The sequence below is a fragment of the Ignavibacteriota bacterium genome (genome assembly GCA_016708125.1).
Taxonomy (GTDB): Bacteria; Bacteroidota; Ignavibacteria; order Ignavibacteriales; family Melioribacteraceae.
In genome coordinates this window covers 4,051,533-4,072,391 of record JADJGF010000001.1, presented here as the reverse complement: position 1 = coordinate 4,072,391, position 20,859 = coordinate 4,051,533, and the positions used below count along the sequence as shown (strand labels likewise).

Annotated in this window: 10 protein-coding genes; all 10 read left to right on the top strand. The window is 30.8% G+C overall.

What is annotated here, in order from left to right; translation table 11 throughout:
* Positions 1-170: 170 nt before the first annotated feature.
* Complete coding sequence (locus IPH62_17410) at positions 171-1,175, top strand: LacI family DNA-binding transcriptional regulator (protein ID MBK7107054.1); 1,005 nt, start codon at positions 171-173, stop codon at positions 1,173-1,175.
* Positions 1,176-1,193: 18 nt separating this feature from the next.
* The gene (gene fucP, locus IPH62_17405) at positions 1,194-2,510 is read left to right on the top strand and encodes an L-fucose:H+ symporter permease (protein MBK7107053.1); all 1,317 of its coding nucleotides are present in this window, start codon (positions 1,194-1,196) and stop codon (positions 2,508-2,510) included.
* Positions 2,511-2,553: 43 nt separating this feature from the next.
* The gene (locus IPH62_17400; GenBank protein ID MBK7107052.1) at positions 2,554-4,071 is read left to right on the top strand and encodes a hypothetical protein; all 1,518 of its coding nucleotides are present in this window, start codon (positions 2,554-2,556) and stop codon (positions 4,069-4,071) included.
* Between the two features lie 122 nt (positions 4,072-4,193).
* On the top strand, positions 4,194-6,167 hold the full coding sequence (locus IPH62_17395) for a T9SS type A sorting domain-containing protein (GenBank protein MBK7107051.1): 1,974 nt from the start codon (positions 4,194-4,196) through the stop codon (positions 6,165-6,167).
* Between the two features lie 196 nt (positions 6,168-6,363).
* On the top strand, positions 6,364-7,761 hold the full coding sequence (locus tag IPH62_17390) for a hypothetical protein (GenBank protein MBK7107050.1): 1,398 nt from the start codon (positions 6,364-6,366) through the stop codon (positions 7,759-7,761).
* Between the two features lie 130 nt (positions 7,762-7,891).
* Positions 7,892-10,672 (top strand): TonB-dependent receptor, encoded by a 2,781-nt coding sequence (locus tag IPH62_17385; GenBank protein MBK7107049.1) that lies wholly within the window; start codon positions 7,892-7,894, stop codon positions 10,670-10,672.
* Between the two features lie 39 nt (positions 10,673-10,711).
* Positions 10,712-11,776: a PorV/PorQ family protein gene (locus tag IPH62_17380; protein ID MBK7107048.1), complete on the top strand. Its 1,065-nt coding sequence runs from the start codon at positions 10,712-10,714 to the stop codon at positions 11,774-11,776.
* A gap of 71 nt (positions 11,777-11,847) precedes the next feature.
* Entirely contained in the window at positions 11,848-15,408 is a 3,561-nt protein-coding gene (locus IPH62_17375) for a hypothetical protein (GenBank protein MBK7107047.1), read from the top strand.
* A gap of 90 nt (positions 15,409-15,498) precedes the next feature.
* Positions 15,499-19,053, top strand: a complete 3,555-nt coding sequence (locus IPH62_17370; protein ID MBK7107046.1) for a hypothetical protein — start codon at positions 15,499-15,501, stop codon at positions 19,051-19,053.
* Between the two features lie 86 nt (positions 19,054-19,139).
* On the top strand, positions 19,140-20,609 hold the full coding sequence (locus tag IPH62_17365; GenBank protein MBK7107045.1) for a C69 family dipeptidase: 1,470 nt from the start codon (positions 19,140-19,142) through the stop codon (positions 20,607-20,609).
* Positions 20,610-20,859 lie beyond the last annotated feature (250 nt).

Genomic DNA, 20,859 nt, shown 5'->3' with positions numbered 1-20,859 from the left:
GAATATTTTTTTAATAAAAATTGGTTAAAACTCACTTCCTTGTTAAGCATAAATTTCTGATTAAAATTTGTAATAAAATATTGTGAAACTAAATAAAATAATATATCTTACACGAGTAAGTAAATTTCATCTTACACGTGTAAGTGTTTTTTAATTTGGTAAAAAATTACATGAATGTAAAGCAATCGGACATAGCGGATAAATTAGGAATTTCTCGAGTAACGGTTACAAAAGCGTTGCAAGATAGTCCTGATATTTCTTCTGAAATGAAATCAAAAGTTAGAAAAACTGCGGAAGAGATGGATTATATTCCAAATCTGACAGCACGACATTTAACTGAGAAAAAAACTTTTACAATTGGTGTAATTCTTCCGGATATAACAAATATGTACTTTTCCTCTATTGTTAGAGGAATGATGGAAGTTGCAGAAAAAGAATCATATCATATTATTTTAACAGTCTCGCGAGAAGAGAGCAGTATAGAGAGCGAAAATATTTTCAAATTACTTTCTATGAATGTTGACGGTTTGCTTCTGTGCCAAACACTTGATACAGTTGAAGCGGAAATTTTTGAAAAAGTTAAAAAGCGAAGAAAACCTCTTGTCTTTTTTGGAAGACCGGTTGGATTTGTTGGCTATAACTCGATTGGATTTGATGATTTTTTAGCTGCTCAAAAATTAACGGAATATGTTATTAAAAAAGGTTATACAAAAATTGCACACATTTCCGGAGATCTTAAAAGTGACGGAGGATTTAGGTTAGAAGGTTTTTTAGATACAATGAAAAAACATAACTTAAACATAAATGATAAATGGGTGATTTTTGGAAAATTTTTTCCGGAATATGGTTATAATGGATTTAAGCAAATATATGAATCCGGTGAATTGCCCGAAGTAGTTTTTTGTGGAAATGGAATGATTGCACAAGGTGTTTATGAAGCCGTTCGCGAATTAGGATTAACTATTCCTGAAGATATTGGCGTTGTTGCTGTTGATCATAAAAAGTTTGCAGAAATGCTTTATCCCAAATTAACATATGTTGATTATCCAACCAGAACTTTGGGAAATGAAGCTATGAAACTTTTGATAAAGAAAATGGAATCCAAAGATAAAAAGTGTAAAGTCGAAAATATAATTCTTGATACATTTATAATAGAAAACAATTCTTTACTTTAAGGGGAATTAAAATCCTTTATGGATATTAATAAAGTAAATAAAAATGCTAAAGTAAAATCTAAAATTGTTCCAAAACATTTTTTGGTTCCGTTTATATTAGTTACAACTTTGTTTGCATTATGGGGATTTGCAAATGATATTACAAATCCGATGGTTGCAGCATTTCAAACGGTTATGGAAATATCGGCGGCTAAAGCAGCTATGATTCAATTTGCATTTTATGGCGGATATGCAACAATGGCAATTCCAGCAGCACTTTTTATACAAAAATATAGTTACAAAAAAGCAATTCTTTTAGGATTACTTCTTTATGCAATTGGTGCTTTATTGTTTTATCCCGCAGCAAAATATGAAATTTTTGAATTCTTTTTGATTTCACTTTACATTCTAACTTTTGGTTTGGCATTTTTAGAAACAACAGCCAATCCTTATATTCTATCAATGGGTGATGAAAAAACTTCTACAAGAAGATTAAATTTTGCACAATCATTTAATCCGGTTGGATCTTTGTTGGGCATGTTTGTAGCATCAAATTTTATACTTACATCATTAAAATCGGATTTAAGAAATGATTCGGGAGAACTAATATTTAGTTCATTAAGTGAAACTGAAAAAGCAGTAATCCGTACAAATGATTTGGCAGTTATTCGCGATCCATATATTATACTTGGTCTCGTTGTAATTATTGTTATGGTTGTAATTTATCTATACAAAATGCCGGTGACAAATAAAACAGATAACGGAATTCATCCTTTTGATTCTTTCAAAAGATTGATTAAAAATCCAAAATATAGAGAAGGCGTAATTGCCCAAGTATTTTATGTAGCAGCACAAATTATGTGCTGGACGTTCATAATTCAGTATGCGGAAAATTTAGGAGTTACAAAAGCCGAAGCACAAAATTATAATATTATAGCAATGGTAATTTTTCTCACGAGCAGATTTATCAGCACCTATTTGATGAAATATCTAAACTCAAGATTGCTGTTAATGTTATTTGCAATTGGCGGAATGCTTACAACTTTAGGCACAATATTTATAGTTGGTTTAGTTGGATTATATTGTCTAATTGCAACTTCAGCATTTATGTCATTAATGTTCCCAACAATTTACGGAATTGCATTAGAGGGATTAAAAGAAGATACAACTTTGGGAGCAGCAGGTTTAGTTATGGCAATTGTTGGCGGAGCTTTAATGCCGCCATTACAAGGATCAATAATTGATTTGGGAGTTTTTGCCGGAATGCCGGCTGTTAATTTTTCATTTATTTTACCCTTTATTAGTTTCATTGTTATTTCAATTTATGGTTTTAGAACATTAAGGTTTTATAGGTAGAAGAATATTTGAATATCATTGTAAAATTATTTAAGCAAGCTTAATGAAATATAAAAATTATCATATATATATCTTCTTTAGTTTAGTACTTCTTTTTTCATGCGGTGATAGTAAAAAAGATGAACCTGAAGAAAAAATACTTGTAGAAATTGGAGATGTTACAATTTCAGTAAGTGAATTTATAAGAAGAGCGGAATACACTGTTAGACCAGCTTATTGCAAAGGGAATAATAACTTAGATAAAAAGGTTATCTTAAATTCATTGATTGCGGAAAAATTACTTGCTTTGGAAGCAACTAATTCAAATGAATTATTGAAATCTGAAAATGTAAAATTATATTTACAAGGATTGAAAGAACAAGCCATGAGGCAATGGCTATATTCAAAAGTTGCTGATGAAAAAGTGAAATTAGATACAGCCTCAATTCTAAAAACTGTGCAGGTAGCTGGAAGAAAATATAAAGTTTCTTTTTTTAGTCTTCCTGATAGCTCAATGGCAAGCAATATAAGTAAAGAAATATTAACAAAGAAAAGAACTTTTGAAGATATTTTTTATACAATAACTGGAGTTGATACAGTTCCATCTCGTGAAGTACCATGGTCATTTAATGAGCATAACAGTATTCTTGATTCTATGTTTTCATACCCATTAAAGAAAAATCAGTTTATTGGACCAATAAAAATTACTAAAAATGAATATCTTTTAGTGAAAATAAATGGTTGGTTAGATACTCCAATAATTGTTGAAAAGCAATTTAATGATCGTTGGAAAGATGTTAGTGAAAAGTATCATACAAGGAAAGCATTAGACTTATACACCGAATTTATATTAGACAAAATGGAAGGAAAAAAAATAGAGTTTTTCCCGGAAGTTTTTTATAAAATGGCTAATTTACTAGGGCCATTGTACTTAGTTTCTGATAAACAAAAAGAAGATATGTTAAACAATACGGTTTGGCAGGTAAACACAAAAGAAGTAGATTATTCGTCTATTGCAAAAAAAATTAGTAAACTAAAAACTCAACCATTTTTTAAAGTTAATGATAAAATTTATACAGTTGAAAACTTTGCTAAAGAAGTTAAAATTCATCCGCTTGTATTCAGAGTAAAAAATATGGAGAACAAGGAATTTGGGCAGCAGTTACAGTTTGCTATTATGGATTTAATAAAAGATAAATACTTAACCGAAGAAGCTTATGATAGAAATTACGATGAAATAAATGTTGTAAAAAGAAATGTAAACATGTGGAAAGATAATCTTAGTTATATGTATCAAAAAGAAAAATATCTTAAATCTGTTTTACCTGATAGTGTAAAAGAACTAAATTATGTGGAAGTTTTAGAGGAATACCTAAATAAATATATTGATTCATTACAGACTAAATACAGTGAAAAAATAAAAATAGATGTTGAAGCTTTCAATGAAATTGATTTAACGAGTATAGACATGAATGTAAATTACAATGATCAACCATTTTCAAGAGTTGTTCCATCATTCCCAATAATTACGACAGATAATAAATTAGATTATGGCAAAAAAATAGAAAAATTTCTGGAATAGAATTTTTGTTTTTTTATAATATATTGAGGCATTATTTAATTAACAAAACCAAAGGAGGGAAATATTAAGGTTATTTATTTATTTTATTTAAAAAACTTTCTAAAAGAAATAGGAGAAAAAAAATGAAGAAATTCATCTTTACAATTCTTGCCGCATTTTTGATGGTAGGAAACATTTATTCACAAGCTTTATCCGATGCAACTTTAGTTGATAAAACTGGTACTGACTTCTTCTTTTATTGGTATGTCGGTACAATCGGAAAACAAATCACTGTTGATAGTGACGGTGATGTTCATGTTACTTATACTAAAACTCAAGTAACTGCATCTGATACTGGTTATCAAGTAAAATATGCAAATGTAACTAGTGGGTTAATTTTAGACGTACCTTCACAAGACCCGGCTGCTGAAATCATGCCAGCTGTTTCCTTTATTGGTGGTGGAAAAGAAGGTGCTCCAGTTTACATTTATACTGGTGTTGGTGGTCGTGGTTACAACTATGGTCCTGCAATGCATTTACAAGCTATGTCCAAAGTAAATGCCGCTGGAACAGGAATTGAATCATTAGGTTTACAAACAGATAAAAACTATTATGCAGATAATTGGTATGCAAACCCATTTGCTATGGTTGTTGACGAAGCACAAGGTATTGCTCATTGTGTTTTAACAAACCCTAGCGGTGAAGGTTTAGCTTATTGGAATTTTGACGGAACTACCTTTGGTGAAATTTATCAAATGTATTTTTCCGATGCTGGAAGTGATGTTCCTGGTAGAAACATTCCAGGTGCTCTTCATATGAATGCACTTGAAGGAGCTGATGTTGCAATAAATTCTGATGGATCAGAAGTTGCTATAGTTGGTTTACATTCATTTAATCAAATTTGGATTCATAAAGGTACATTTGGTGGAGACCTTTGGGATGATAACTTCTATACAGGTATGGATAATGGAACAATTATTCCTCTATTCGATACAACTTCTGCAAAAAATTGGTTGCCTGAATTATATGAAGCAAATGCTGCTAGACCATATACTGATGCTCAAATAGTATATGATGTAAATGATAAATTAGTTGTTGTTTATACTGCTACATATCGCGAACATTGGTTAGATACTGTTAATACTGGAATTGATACATGGAATAGAAATCATGCTTCTTGGTCCGGCGATAGAGAAGCAATGTTCTATGATGGTTCAGAAAAAGCTAAACCAACAGTTATGTCATGGACAGAAATTGGTGGAACACATAATGTAGTTGCTGAAGCTATGTATCCATTAACAGGTGAATCTTACAAATGGTTCAATTACGCAGCTTTTGATAGTGGAATGTCTTATATGGGTAATGCTTATGCTGATGGTATTATTGGTAACTTGGAATTAGTTGCAAATAATGCAGCCGCAGAAGGTGAACCTAAATTTATTTTACTTTTTGAACAAATGGCAGCTCCAGTTGAAGATTTAATTGACGTTGACCAAGCATTTGGTCATAACTATTATGCTTATAAAAATGACGTTTTTTCTGTTGTAAGTAATGATGGTGCAACATGGACAAATGAAACAAACCTAACTCAAACAGCTGATTTAGATGAAAATGACGTTTCAGCAGTTTTTGATAATGGCAAATTACATGTAATGTGGACAAGTGATCCATGGGGCGGACGTGATAGAATCTTAACTTATGCTGATGATTATCAAGCTAATTATGTATTGTGGAACGGCGGTGGAAAACACTTCAGCTATCCAATCAGATCTGATGAAGCAAATTATGCACAAATTCTTTACAAAGCTGTTCCGGTTGCAGATTTATTAACAGCTGTTGAAGATTTTGTTCCAGCTCAATTAGAATTAAACCAAAATTATCCAAATCCATTTAACCCAACTACATCTATTTCATATTCATTACTATCAAAATCAGATGTTTCTCTAAAAGTTTATAACAATATTGGTCAACTTGTTACTACTTTAGTAAATGGCGTTAATGAAGCTGGATCTCATCAAGTTAATTTTAATGCTTCAAATTTAGCATCTGGAGTTTATTACTATACAATTAAAGTTGGTGAATTTACTTCAACTAAAAAGATGATGTTACTCAAGTAATATCTTAAGAAAAATTTATTGGGCGAGTGTGTTAACCTCGTCCAATAATATTTATATCACATATTTTAATGTTCATTATTTTTTTGAATGTAACAAGTTGTATTAACTTCATCTCTAAACTTATTATGGATGAATTTATTACAAATTGCTTAAGTATTAACATATAATTAGTATTTCTCAGAAGTCAAAGGTAAATATGCAAACAAGCTTACAAAATTTATATAAACTTATTTTTTTATTCTTTCTTCTTTTTTTTATAAGCTGTTCAGATAAGATAGTTAGTGATGAAAATGTCCTTCAACTTAAAAATATTGGACTTAGAAAAGGTGTTTTTGAAAGACGTTATAAATTATCAAGTGACTATGGAAAAAACTCTCAGTTTACTTCTGAAATTTTAAAGGAATTTATAAATAAAATTTTCTTACCGGAATACCTATTTATCCAAAAAGCTTATGATTTAAACTTTGATAAAGATCCTCAAATTGTGAACGGTTTACTTGAGCTTAAAATGAACGCCTTAGCTTCAAGTAATCCTATACAAAGCAAGGAATTATTTATTAGCGATAATGACCTCAAAAATTTCTATGATAGAAAAAATTATTTATATGATTTTACTGTTATTCAAAATTCATCTTATCATTTAGCAGATACAATGTTTCAATTCCTTTTAAAAGGAAATAATCTTAAACCTCAAAATGAAGCTATGGAAAATATTTTCCCTCGTAAAATAGACTATCAAAATAAAACTTATGGGGAATCAGTTCCGATAGAAATTTATAACCAATTAGAAAATATGAATATTGGCGAAGTTAGCAAACCAATTTACACTCCGCCATTTTGGGCTGTAATCAAATTATTAAAAAAAGAAAAAAATATATCTGCAAAACCAATGCAGGAAATTGTGCAAACTCTTATTAAAGATTATCAAGGAGTTAAGAAGATAGAGCAAATTAAATTTTATACGGATAGTTTAATAAAAATATATAAAACTGAATTCGTTGACATTGATTATAAAAAATTCATTAACTCGTTCGTGATTACAACTGATAAAAATGGCTATTTTGATCGATTAAAATTTGATGGCTCGTCATCTGATAGTTACGTTATTAAAACATCAAAACAAAATATTTCAATTGAGTTGTTTTTCTATTTGTTCAATAGAGCTAATCAATTCAGTAAATTTGATAAAATAACAGAAGAAGATATTAAAGTTTTTATAAAAGATCTTGCAGATCAATTGGTTTTATATTTAGACGCAATTGAAAAAGGTATATATAAACAAGAATCTATAAAGGATCAAATAGAAAATAAATTAAACAGAGCATTATATTCTAAATTTTTAAAGGAAGAAATTTCTGATAAAATCCAAGTTACATCAGAAATTGCAAAAGATCACTATGATAAAAACAGAGAAATTTGGAAAGGTGAATTTGAAACTGTAAAAGCAAGTATCATAAATGAATTGAAAAAAAAATTAATGTATGAACGAAATGATGAATTAGTTAATGAGTATAAATCTGAATTTGAAATTTTGTATAATGAAAAACTTCTAAATGAATTAGCCTTAAAATTTACAGAAGAAAAGAAACAATAATCTAGCTTGGAATTAGATAAAATAATTTAACCATTTTATGAAGTTATATTAACCACAATATTATAAATATTAAATAGGAGTTATGATAGTGTGTACTAAATTGAATTATTTAATGTTGCTCGTGTTTGTAATGAGTTTAACTTTATTGCAGAATAATACTTTTTCACAAACAACGGGAAAAATTATGGGTAGTGTGGTTGATGCTGAAAGTGGTGCGCCTCTACCATTTGCCAATATAATTATTGAAGGAACAGGTACTGGTGCTGCTACGGATATAAATGGCCAATACTATATACTTAATGTTTCACCTGGAAAATATACTTTAAAAGTTCAAATGATGGGATATGAAGCTCAAAGAGTTGATGAAGTAATCGTATCCGTAAATAGAACTTCTAATATTGACTTTAGACTAAAAGAAACTCTTATTGTTGGGCAAGAAGTTGTTGTAGTTGCTGATCGATTGTCTTTAAAAAAGGATCAAACGAGTTCTGTAAAAAATGTTTCTTCAGAGCAAATTGAAATGCTTCCTGTAGAAGACCTTGATCAAGTTATATCAATGCAGGCTGGAGTTGTGGACGGACATTTTAGAGGCGGAAGATTAACAGAAGTTTCTTACCTTATTGATGGTATGCAAGTAAATGAATCATTTGCTGGAACGGATAAAACTGTTTCGATTGAAAAAGAAGCTGCTCAAGATTTGGAAGTTATAACGGGTACATTTAATGCTGAATATGGAAGAGCAATGAGTGGAATTGTTAACGTTGTTACTAAAGATGGCGGAAATAAATTTAAAGCATCATTTTCTTCACATATTTCTAATTTTTATACCTCAAATACTGATGTTTTTATTGGATTAAAGAGTTCAGAATTAGCAAGAAATCAAGATTATAAATTACAATTTGAAGGTCCGGTTATTCCAGAAGCTATAACTTTTTTTACAAACTTCAGATATCAGAATTCTCTTGGTCATATAAATGGAATTAGACGATTTAATGTTGACGATTATAGTAATTCAACTACTGTAAATAATTTTGATATTAATACTCCTTGGGATTTTGATGCCAACGGATTGACTTATTATTCAGAACATACTGGAGACAATGAGTATGTTCCAATAAATACGAATATGAGTTATTCTGGAATGGCGAAATTATCGTTTAACTTATCTACAGATTTTAAAGCATCAGTAATGGGTACTTTAAATTATTCAGAAAACCCTAATAGCGGACATGTTTACAAATACAAACCAGATGGAAGAGCAACATATCATAACGAATCTAAAATGGGATTGATTCAATTTAATCATTTTATATCAAAAAGTGCATTCCATGATTTAAAACTTTCTTATGTACATAATGATCAATATACATATTTATATGAAGATCCATTTGATCCGCGCTATGTTCATACAGGTTATAATACAAGTATGGGAGGCTTTTCAACTGGTGGACAAGATAGAGAACATTCTGAAAGATTGTTAATTGATATGAATGCCAAATATGATTTAGTGTGGCAAATTAATAATGCCCATTCAATAAAAACTGGATTTCTTTTTACGCATCATAAAGTAGAAAATTTACCAGTTCTTACACAGAATGCTTTAAGGGGAACTCCATTGGCTCACTATTATTGGTATAATGAAGTAACTGGTAAAGTTGAATTTTATCCATATGAAACAGAACTATATCCAGAAGATGCAATTGAAATGGATACATATAAAAAAGAACCTTATGAATTTTCCGGATACATTCAAGATAAGATGGAATTTGATGAAATGGTTATCAATTTAGGATTAAGATATGATTATTTCAATTCGAATACTTTGTATCCTTCACAGAGAAGAAATCCGGCAAATCAATTACTTTTTTATGAATTGGATGAGAATGATAATATAGTTTATGATAACGATGGGAATCCGGTTTTGGATACTGAAAGAATGTCAACCAATCTGCAAGCTCCAGCCCAATGGCAGATTAGTCCAAGATTTGGATTATCTTATACTCTCGGAAGTGCAGCTGTTTTACATTTTAGTTACGGACATTTTTTTCAAATGCCTCCATTGTACACACTATATGATAATCATAGATTTTTAATTCCTCCAGGTGATTTCCAAACTGTACATGGAAATCCATTAATTAAAGCAGAAAAAACTGTTAGTTATGAAATGGGAATTTGGCAGGAACTTTTCCCTAAAATGGGTCTGGAATTATCTGTTTACTATAAAGACATTTATGATCTTAGAAGTGCTGTTGTTTATACTACTTATAATCAAATAAAATACGGACTTTACAGTAATAAAGATTATGGCAATGCGAAGGGTTTTGAACTAAAATTTGACTATGAAACAGGTCCTTTTTCAATTTTCTTAAACTATACCTTACAGTATACAAGAGGAAATGCTGATGACCCAACTACAACATATAGTAGATTGGGACAAAGTTTAGATCCGGTTCCATATTTAGTTCCGTTAAATTGGGATCAAAGACATACTGCTAATTTAAGTTTAGGATATGAAAAAGAAAATTATGGTGTTACGCTAACAGGATATTTTAATTCTGGCAGACCTTATACATTTACGCCTGTATCCATAAGTCCTTTAGCAAAGCAAACCTTGTATCCAAACAATTCAGAAAGACCTACAACTTATACAATAGATCTTTCAAGTCATTATGATCTAACAATTTCTGATATAGGTGTACTTCGATTTTTCTTATCAATATATAATTTACTTGATAGAAAAAATGAACTTTTTGTTAATTCTTCAACTGGAAGAGCATATACTGGTATTGTTTATCCTGTCGATTTTGCAACATTTATTAGTAATTACAATGATATTTATGATTCAATTCAAAATCCTTATATGCTTTCAACTCCAAGGGAAATTAAAATTGGTATTGGATTAGTTCTATAACATTTAATTAGAAAAGAGAAATTTATCAAGGAATCAGTGATGAAAAAAAACATTTACTTTACAGTACTTATAATGGGTTTAGTTTTTTTGATAAATCCTAATTTGCATGCGCAAAAACCATATAGAATTGGAACCACGAGTGCTAATTTTTTAGAGCTTGGATTTGGTGGGGCAGGTATTTCAATGGGAGATAGTTACGTAAGCATGGTAAATGATGTTTCTGGAATATATTGGAATCCTGCTGGTTTAGGATATTTAAATAAAAATGAATTGATGGTAATGCATCAACCATGGATTGCAGACATAAGTTCTTCGTTTGTTGGATTAGGTTATGTTGATGAAAATTTGGGGACTTTTGGTTTTGGACTTGTATTTGTAAGTTATGGAAGTGAAGATGTAACATCCATTCTTTCACAAGAAGGAACCGGAGAAAAATTTGATGGATTAGATTTAAGTTTAAGTTTATCATATGGTAGAAAATTAGCAGATTGGTTCTCATTTGGTTTTTCAGGAAAATATATTACATCAAGAATATGGCACGAATCGGCAAGTGCAGTTGCTTTTGATCTTGGAGCTATTGTAAATACATCATTTTTATCTTGGACTGGAAGTAAAGATAATGGAATGAAAATTGGGATGAGTATTTCAAATTATGGTACAAAAATGCAATTTGATGGAATTGATCTAAAAAGACCAGTTGATGAAGCACCGGATGAAGGAGGTAATTTTGAATATGTTCCTGCAAGATACGAAACAACAGGATGGGAATTACCTTTAATTTATAGAATTGGTGTTTCAAGTTACTTGTTGTATTCAGAAAATCATAAAGTTACTTTATCTATTGATGCATTGCATCCAAATAATAATAGTGAACATTTAAATATTGGCGGCGAATATTTATTTACATTACCCGGAGTTGGAAGATTTGCGTTGCGAAGCGGATATAAAGGACTTTTAATGGTAGATTCAGAATATGGCTGGTCATTTGGGGCAGGATTTCTTGTAAATTATTTAGGAAACAACAATATTAAAATTGACTATGCATTTCGTGATATTGGATTATTGGGTAATTTTCATGCATACACCGTTAGCATTACTTTTTAGATCCAAATTTAATAAACAAGATTTTTTAGAGTTTTTAATTTTTTGATTTATTGAAACAAGGTTTACTAAATATGATAATAAAAGTAAAATTTCTTTTTTTATTGATCTTTTCTATTTATAACATTTATTTATTTTCGCAAAGTCGCCCTTATGAAGGACCTGATGATCCTGCGGGAGATATTGCGGCTGAACGTACCGGGTGGATGTCTGGGAATAGAGTTCTCATGTTTTATAGAAATACAACAGAAATTTCAGATCATCAAACATGGTTTGTTAATAAATGGCCAAATACTCTTGATGGTACTAAAATGCATGATGGAATTTGCCTACTAATTGGAGCAAGAATTTTTGTAGAAAACGATTCTATTCCCGTAACAAACAGTACAGAAATTCTTACAAGAAAAGATCTTGATACACTATATTATTGTCAATCAAGTTACAGAGAGCATATGGATAAGGACCCCTCAGGTACAATTGAATGGGGCTTTTATCCAGTGTTTGGATATTTTAATGAGCTTAGTGAAACTCCTGCGATGAGTAATTTACCTGATTCATGGCCTCCATTGGGATGGCCAGCATTTGGTGATGAATTAATTTGGCCTAAAGAATGGAATGGCAGATTTGGACGTGGCGTAATGAAGGCCGATCAAGAAAGTTATTTTGTTGTAAATGATGCACACGATCAAGAATATATTGGAACGGAAGATACTGTTAAGTATTTCCCAAGAAGGATTTATGATGGTAACGGAGGTGTTTTTTCTGATGTAAAAATTGGGGATAAAAAATCAGATGTAACAATTCAAAATGGATTCCCTTGGGGAGGAATTGGAATTAGAGTTCAAGCAAGAGGTTTTCAGTGGAGCCATCCAGCAGTGCAGGACGCAATATTTTGGGAATATGGAATTGCAAATATTTCTGAATATGATATACCAAATATGTACTTTGGTCTTTATACGGATAATGCAGTTGGCGGAGAATCTTCTGATGGCGCTGATGATATTGCATATTATAATCTTGAATTAAATATGTGCTATTCTTGGGACTTGGACGGAATTCCTGTTGGCGGAGGAAAAGCTCCCGGAGTTTACGGACTTGCTTTCTTAGAAAGTCCTGGAATTGCTATTGATAATGCTGATAATGATAATGACGGTTTAACAAATGAAAGAAGAGATAACAATGCATTACAAAAAATTGGACCTTATGATGGAATAACTAATTTATCCAATTTTTTAAATTTTTATAGCCTAACGGAAAGCGATCTCAAAGAACATTGGGATGCTGATGAAGATCAAGATTGGAATGATTGGAATGATTTAAATAATAATGGAATTTATGACGATGGTGAAGATTTGGGAGATGATGTTGGATTAGATGGTGTTGGACCTTCTGATCTAAATTATTTAGGTCCTGATTCTGATGGTACCGAAGCAAATCATAGACCGGATAGAAAAGAAGGAATTGCAGAACCAAATTTTGCTGAAACAGATATTAGTGAATCGGATATGGTTGGATTAGCTTCATTCAAATATATTTTCCAATGGGGACGAGATTTTTATGGAGTTGGAGGCGATGAGAATTTATGGAAATTGCACACATCAATTGAAAATCCTTTTGATGATGCACAAATGGATCCAAGAAATTTTGTCGAACAGTTTGCATCTGGAGTGTTTGAGCTTAAGAAAGGTTTAACAGAAAGAATTTCGATGTCTGAACTGCATGCCTATGAATCTTTAGAAGGTTTAAATTCTGAACTTCATAAAGCCCCCGCACTTTTTGAGCTTAAAAGATTAGTTCAATTAATATATGAAACTGATTATAGGTTTGCACAACCACCCTTGATGCCGACATTAATTACAAATCCCAGTGATAGTAAAGTATTTTTAAGTTGGGATGATAAAGCTGATAAATTTACAAGAGAAGCTTTTGCAAAAAATGTAAATGATTTTGAAGGATATAAGTTATATAGATCAACTGATCCATATTTGGCAGATCCAACAATAATTACAAATGGATTTGGCTCTCCCACACTCAAATCGCCAATTTACCAATGTGACATAATTAATGATAGAAAAGGTTTTGCAAATTACGGCACAATTAACGGTATTCAATATTGGTTAGGTGATGATAGTGGACTTCGCCATTCTTTTATTGATGAAAATGTTCAAAATGGAAGAACCTATTATTATGTTCTAGTTGCATACGATTACGGTTTGGCTGACAGACAAATTGGACCCACAGAAAACACGTTTATACTTGAAATTGATGAGAATGAAAATGTTAGAAGAATTTCGCCCAATGTTGCAGTAGTGCAACCGCATCAGTTTGCTGCCGGCTTTCCAAATGAAGGGAAGACTAATGTTGTTGAAAAAACCAATGCTGCACAATTTATTGATTTTGAAGTTGACTTATTTGACCCTAGTAAAATAAAAAACGGTAATACTTACAAACTAAAACTAGATGTACATGAAGCTGGGTTTGCTGAGACGAATGCACGATTAAGAAGTCCTTATGATATTCTATATTATAATGATGGAATAAGAATTTACAATGTTACCAATGGAGATTCATTAGTATATCATGAGACTAAAAAAGACTTAGCAGGATCAAATTTTGATACTCTTGATGTTTATGAAATTACAGCACTTACAAACGAACGTGAAATTGTTACCGATTTAATTGAAGGTTTACGTTTGAGGATGAGGCTTATACCTTTAACTTATCCCAAAATAAATCCTGAAAATACCGGATGGGTAGAAGGGAAATCAGAATTAAATATTAATTTGAGTCCCAAGTATCAATATTTTCCTTGGCATTATGAAATTGTTTGGAATGAAACGGGAGTATATGATTCTACTAGAACAAACTTCTTATTAAAAAAATTAGAAGATCATGAAGGGAACGAGATAGAAAAAGTAAACACATTATTAAATCAACAATTTAATTTTAAAGTATTAAATAAAACTTTCTTGGATAGTACTGGAAATTATCCAAAGATGGATTTAATAGTTCAAGACGTAAACTCAAATGGAGTTTATGATTGGAAAGAAGATTATATCCTTGTCGGTGATTCAAGATTCGATACACGAAACAAACTTTATCTTTGGGCAGGTACAATTTTTTCAATAGATTTTAAAAATATTGTCACTGAATCAGAATTGCCAAAACCCAACGATGTCTATAGGATTGATTTTATGCGAGGTTTTCATCACTCTGATTCATTAATGTTTACTGTTACAGGAATAACGGATGAATTAGATGAAAAGAAATTAGAAGAAGATATGAAAAAGATAAAAGTAGTACCAAATCCGTATGTAGTAACTAATACAATGGAAAGTGCAGTAGCAAATTGGCAAAGGAATCAAAAAAGACAAATAATGTTTACGCATATACCAGCACAATGTAAGATAAGTATATTCACATTAAGCGGAATACTAATTGATGAGATAGAAGTAGATAATTCAGTATCAGGCAGAGAAAACAGTTGGGATTTAAATTCAGAAGCCAATGGAACAGTACATTGGGATTTACGCAGCAGCGAAGGATTAGAGATAGCCGCAGGTTATTATATATATCATGTAGAATCGAAAAGAACAGGTGAAGTGAAAGTAGGTAAATTTGCTGTAATTAAATAATGTATAAGATCTAAATAATTTAGTTAATAATAATAAAAGATAAGTTAAAAAATATAATTAGTTGATTTAATTTTGGTTAAAGGAAAAATAATGAGAAATTCAAGAATTTTAATTTTAACTATTCTATTTTTAATAGGTTATAGTAATGCTATCTTTTCACAAAGTCGCCCATATGAAGGCCCAGACGATCCCGCTGGAGATATTGCAGCTGAAAGATCTGGATGGATGAATGGCAATCGCGTTTTAATGTTTTACAGAAACACAACCGAAATTGCTGATCACGTAAACTGGTTTGTAAATAAATGGCCAAACACACTTGATGGAACAAAAATGCATGATGGAATTTGTTTACTTATTGGTGCAAGAGTTTTTGTAGAAAATGATTCTATTCCTGTTACAAATAAATCTGAGATTTTAACAAGAACAGATTTAGATACATTTTATTTTTGTCAATCAAGTTACAGAGAACACATGGATAGAAATCCTGCAGGTACTGTAGAATGGGGCTTTTATCCAGTATTTGGATATTTCAATGAACAAAGTGAAACTCCAGCTATGAGTAATTTACCAGAATCTTGGCCCTCATTAGGCTGGCCTGCTGCGGGGAATGAATTAATATGGGCAAAAGAATGGAATGGAAGATTTGGGCGTGGAGTAATGAAAGCTGATTTGGAAAGTTTTTTTGTTGTGAATGATGCACAAGATCAAGAATATTTAGCACATGGAGCAAGTTCTAAATATTTTCCAAGAAGAGTATATGGATCAAGTGGTGAGATATTCTCCGATGTGATGATAGGTGATAAAAAATCAGATGTGACAATTCAAAGAGGTTTCCCTTGGGGAGGTGTTGGAATTAGAGTTCAAACCCGAGGGTTTCAGTGGAGCAATCCAGCAGTTCAAGATGCAATATTTTGGGAATATGGAATTGCAAATATTTCGGAATATGATATACCCGGAATGTATTTTGGTATGTACACAGATAATGCTGTAGGCGGCGAATCATCAGAAGGTGCTGACGACATAGCATATTTTAATAAGGAACTTAACATGTGCTATTCTTGGGATTTGGATGGAATACCAGTTGGGGGAGGTAAAGAACCTGGTGTATTTGGATTAGCATTTTTAGAAAGCCCTGGAGTTGCTGATGACTTTATAGATAACGATAACGATGGTTTGATTGATGAAAAGCGCGATAATGATGCTGTTCAAAAAATTGGTCCTTATGATGGAATAACAAATTTATCAGATTTTCTAAAGTTTTACAGTTTAAAAGAAAGTGATCTAAAAGAACATTGGGATGCGGATGAAGATCAAGATTGGAATGAATGGACTGATGCCAATAATAATGGTAAATATGATAATGGAGAAGAAATAGGAGATGATGTTGGTTTAGATGGGGTTGGTCCTACAGATTTAAATTATGAAGGACCTGATTTAGATGGAACAGAAGCAAATGGTAAACCGGATAGAAAAGAAGGAATTGCGGAACCAAATTTTGCTGAAACAGATGTTAGCGAATCTGATATGTTAGGTCTAACTTCATTCAAGTATATTTTTAACTGGTCGAGAGATTTTTATGGAGTTGGAGGTGATGAGAATTTATGGAGATTACATTCAGCAGGCGGTTTTGATGATGCACAAATGGTACCTCAAAATTTTGTTGAACAATTTGCTTCAGGAGTTTTTGAATTAAAGAAAGGTCAAACAGAAAGGATATCAATATCTGAACTTCATTCTTATGAAAATTTAGCTGGATTAAATTCTGATACTCATGATGCACCTGCACTTTTTGAATTAAAGAGAATTGTTCAAGCAATATATGAGACAGATTATAGATTCGCACAGCCCCCAATTATGCCAACATTAGTTGCTAATCCGAGTGACAGCAAAGTATATCTGAGCTGGGATGATAAAGCAGATAGGTTTACTAGAGAATCATTTGCAAAAAATATAAACGATTTTGAAGGGTATAAAATTTTCCGTTCTACTGAGCCATATTTTGCAGATCCAACAGTAATTACTGATGGTTACGGTACACCGACATTAAAAAAACCAATTTTCCAATGTGATTTAATAGATGGAAAATATGGATTCGCTAACTACGGAGAAATTAATGGTATTCAATATTACTTAGGAAATGATAAAGGAATAACTCATTCATTCATTGATAACACCGTTCAAAATGGAAGAACTTATTATTATGTTTTAGTTGCTTATGATTATGGATTACCGGACAGAAATATTTCACCTTCTGAAAATATATTCGTTTTAGAAATTGATGAAAATGAACAAATAAAAAGAATTTCTAAAAACGTTGCAGTAGTGCAACCGCATCAACTATCAGCAGGATATCCGAGTGAAGGTGCAACATTTGAAGGTGAGTTAACTGATGCTGCAAAACTTATAAATCTGCAAGTTGATCTATTTGATCCTAATAAAATTCAAGATGGTCACACTTATAAACTAAAAATGAATGTTAGAGAACGCGGTTATGCTGAACCAAACGCTCGATATCGTAGTCCTTATGATTTAAGGTTTTATAATGATGAAATTCAAGTTTATGATGTTTCTTTAGGAGACTCTTTAGTTTATTTAGAGACGAAAAACGATGTATCCGGGTCAAATTTTGATTCACTTGAAACAGAATCAATAACAGCTCTTACTGCAGAAAGGGAAATAGTTACAGAATTATTTGAAGGTTTACGTTTAAGAATGACATTCCCAACAGTTTTCCCAAAAATAAATTGGAGCAATACCGGATGGGTAGAAGGGAAATCAGAATTAAATATTAATTTAAGTCAAAAATATCAATATTTTCCTTGGCATTATGAAATCGTTTGGAATGAAACAGGAGTATATGATTCTACTAGAACAAACTTCTTATTAAAAAAATTAGAGGATCATCAAGGTTATGAAATAGAAAAAGTAAATACTTTATTAAATCAACAATTTAATTTTAAAGTATTAAATAAAACTTTCTTGGATAGTGCTGGAAATTATCCAAAGATGGATTTAATAGTTCAAGACGTAAACTCAAATGGAGTTTATGATTGGAAAGAAGATTATATCCTTGTCGGTGATTCAAGATTCGACACACGAACAAAATTTACTATTTGGTCAGGTACAATTTTTACTATCGATTTTAGGAGAGTTATCAGTGAAACAGAATTACCTAAACCCAACGATGTCTATCGCTTAGATTTTTATAGAGGATTTCATTTTACTGACTCTTTAATGTTTTCGGTTAAGGGAATAACGGATGAATTAGATGAAAAGAAATTAGAAGAAGATATGAAAAAGATAAAAGTAGTACCAAATCCGTATGTAGTAACTAATACAATGGAAAGTGCAGTAGCAAATTGGCAAAGGAATCAAAAAAGACAAATAATGTTTACGCATATACCAGCACAATGTAAGATAAGTATATTCACATTAAGCGGAATACTAATTGATGAGATAGAAGTAGATAATTCAGTATCAGGCAGAGAAAATAGTTGGGATCTAAATTCAGAAGCCAATGGAACAGTACATTGGGATTTACGCAGCAGCGAAGGATTAGAGATAGCCGCAGGTTATTATATATATCATGTAGAATCGAAACGAACAGGTGAAGTTAAAGTAGGTAAATTTGCTGTAATTAAATAAATTAATTAAGCCTGAATAGGAATTATCCAATAATTATATAATGACTATTCAGGTTTTTGTTTTTAAACAAATTATCATAATTATAAATGAAATTAGTTGCAATTAGCATTCTATTTGAGATTTTATTTTTTTCAAATATATTTTCTCAAAATCAGTTTGATTTAAATTGTTTTACAATTGTAGTCGGAAAAAATGCATCATCAGATGGATCAGTTTTAGTGGCTCACAACGAAGATGATAATGGAAAGCAAATTGTTAATCTATATAAAATACCTCAGATTGAACATAAAGAAAATGAATTTATTGAATTATGTAACGGTGGAAAAATAAATCAAGTAAAAAAAACAAATGGATTTATTTGGATTGAACTTCCTGGAATGAAAGTTGCTGATAGCTTTATAAATGATAAAAGTGTTGTTATTGTATCTAATGGATGTCCATCTAAAGAAGATAATCCAGATTCTACTAATGGTGGTATTTTATATTGGTTAAGAAGATTAGTTGCAGAAAGGGCAAAAAGTGCAAAAGATGGTGTTAAAATTGCCGGAAGTTTAATTGATAAATTTGGATATGTTTCATCAGGGCGAACTTATACTTTTGCGGATAAAAATGAAGCATGGGTCTTATCGGCAGTATATGGTAAGCATTGGATTGCTCAAAGAGTTCCCGATGATGAGATTGCTGTAATACCAAATTATTATACAATTGGAAAAATTGATCTGAAAGATACGGTAAATTTTCTAGGATCTTATGATATAATTTCATATGCTATTTTGAAAGATTGGTTTAACCCAAGCGATGATAATGAATTTAATTTTGCTAAATCATATACCGCAGAAACATCAATAAATCACCCAGGCAATATCCATAGAATTTGGCGTGGGATTTCATTACTTTCTAAAAATCATTTTTCAATTGAAAATGATTTTCCATTTTCGTTTGAACCTTATAAAAAAATACAAGTTCAAGATTTAATGGAAATCCTAAGAGATCATTACGAAGGATGCAATTTAGATGCATCAAATTTTTACAAAAATGGAAACCCTCATCAAAAAAATCATGCAACAATTTGTAGTGAATTTACGCAATATAGTTTCATTGCGAAGCTAAACCAAGATATTCCGGAAGAATTTGGTGATCTAATTTGGCTGTCTTATTATCGTCCTGATATAAATATTTTTATACCTTTTTATTCAGGCTTGATTAGTTTACCTAAAGAGTTTGCTATTTATGATTATGAGCTTGCCATGAAATTACATTTTAATCCAAGTGATTCAACTTTTAAAATGAATTCCAATCATGTCTATTGGGATTTTGTGAATGCAGTAAATTTTGTTGAAAACGATTATTATAATTTATATCCAAAAATTAAAAATAGAAATCATTTTATTGAAAATGAGATATTTAAAGTACACAAGGAATTTGAAGAAAAAATAATTACGCTTTTTAAAATTAATCCCAAATTGACTTTAAATCTGATTAATGATTATTCAAATCAAAATTTATTAAAATTACGCAATTGTGCAAGAGAAATTAATAAGTTTAACTTTAATTAATAATATTGATTTGATCTTATAAATCATTTATATCATTACTACTAAGAATATTTTTATAAAATAAAGTCATTCGCCAGTATCGAAATTTATTTCTGATTTTTTTTTTTTAATAGTCTTATACTCTCTTAAAATATTTTTTTTGATAAACGTACTTTTAACTTTTAAAAGCTTTATTTTTATGGAAATTCTATTTAACTTACACGTGTAAGTGATTTAAAATTACCAAGTCAAAAAAAGATTTTGTTTGCAT

Coding starts and splice junctions, on each gene's coding strand:
- IPH62_17410 (MBK7107054.1), top strand. CDS start 171: ATGAATGTAAAGCAATCGGACATAGCGGATAAATTAGGAATTTCTCGA.
- IPH62_17385 (MBK7107049.1), top strand. CDS start 7,892: ATGAGTTTAACTTTATTGCAGAATAATACTTTTTCACAAACAACGGGA.
- IPH62_17365 (MBK7107045.1), top strand. CDS start 19,140: ATGAAATTAGTTGCAATTAGCATTCTATTTGAGATTTTATTTTTTTCA.
- fucP (MBK7107053.1), top strand. CDS start 1,194: ATGGATATTAATAAAGTAAATAAAAATGCTAAAGTAAAATCTAAAATT.
- IPH62_17370 (MBK7107046.1), top strand. CDS start 15,499: ATGAGAAATTCAAGAATTTTAATTTTAACTATTCTATTTTTAATAGGT.
- IPH62_17380 (MBK7107048.1), top strand. CDS start 10,712: ATGAAAAAAAACATTTACTTTACAGTACTTATAATGGGTTTAGTTTTT.
- IPH62_17390 (MBK7107050.1), top strand. CDS start 6,364: ATGCAAACAAGCTTACAAAATTTATATAAACTTATTTTTTTATTCTTT.
- IPH62_17400 (MBK7107052.1), top strand. CDS start 2,554: ATGAAATATAAAAATTATCATATATATATCTTCTTTAGTTTAGTACTT.
- IPH62_17395 (MBK7107051.1), top strand. CDS start 4,194: ATGAAGAAATTCATCTTTACAATTCTTGCCGCATTTTTGATGGTAGGA.
- IPH62_17375 (MBK7107047.1), top strand. CDS start 11,848: ATGATAATAAAAGTAAAATTTCTTTTTTTATTGATCTTTTCTATTTAT.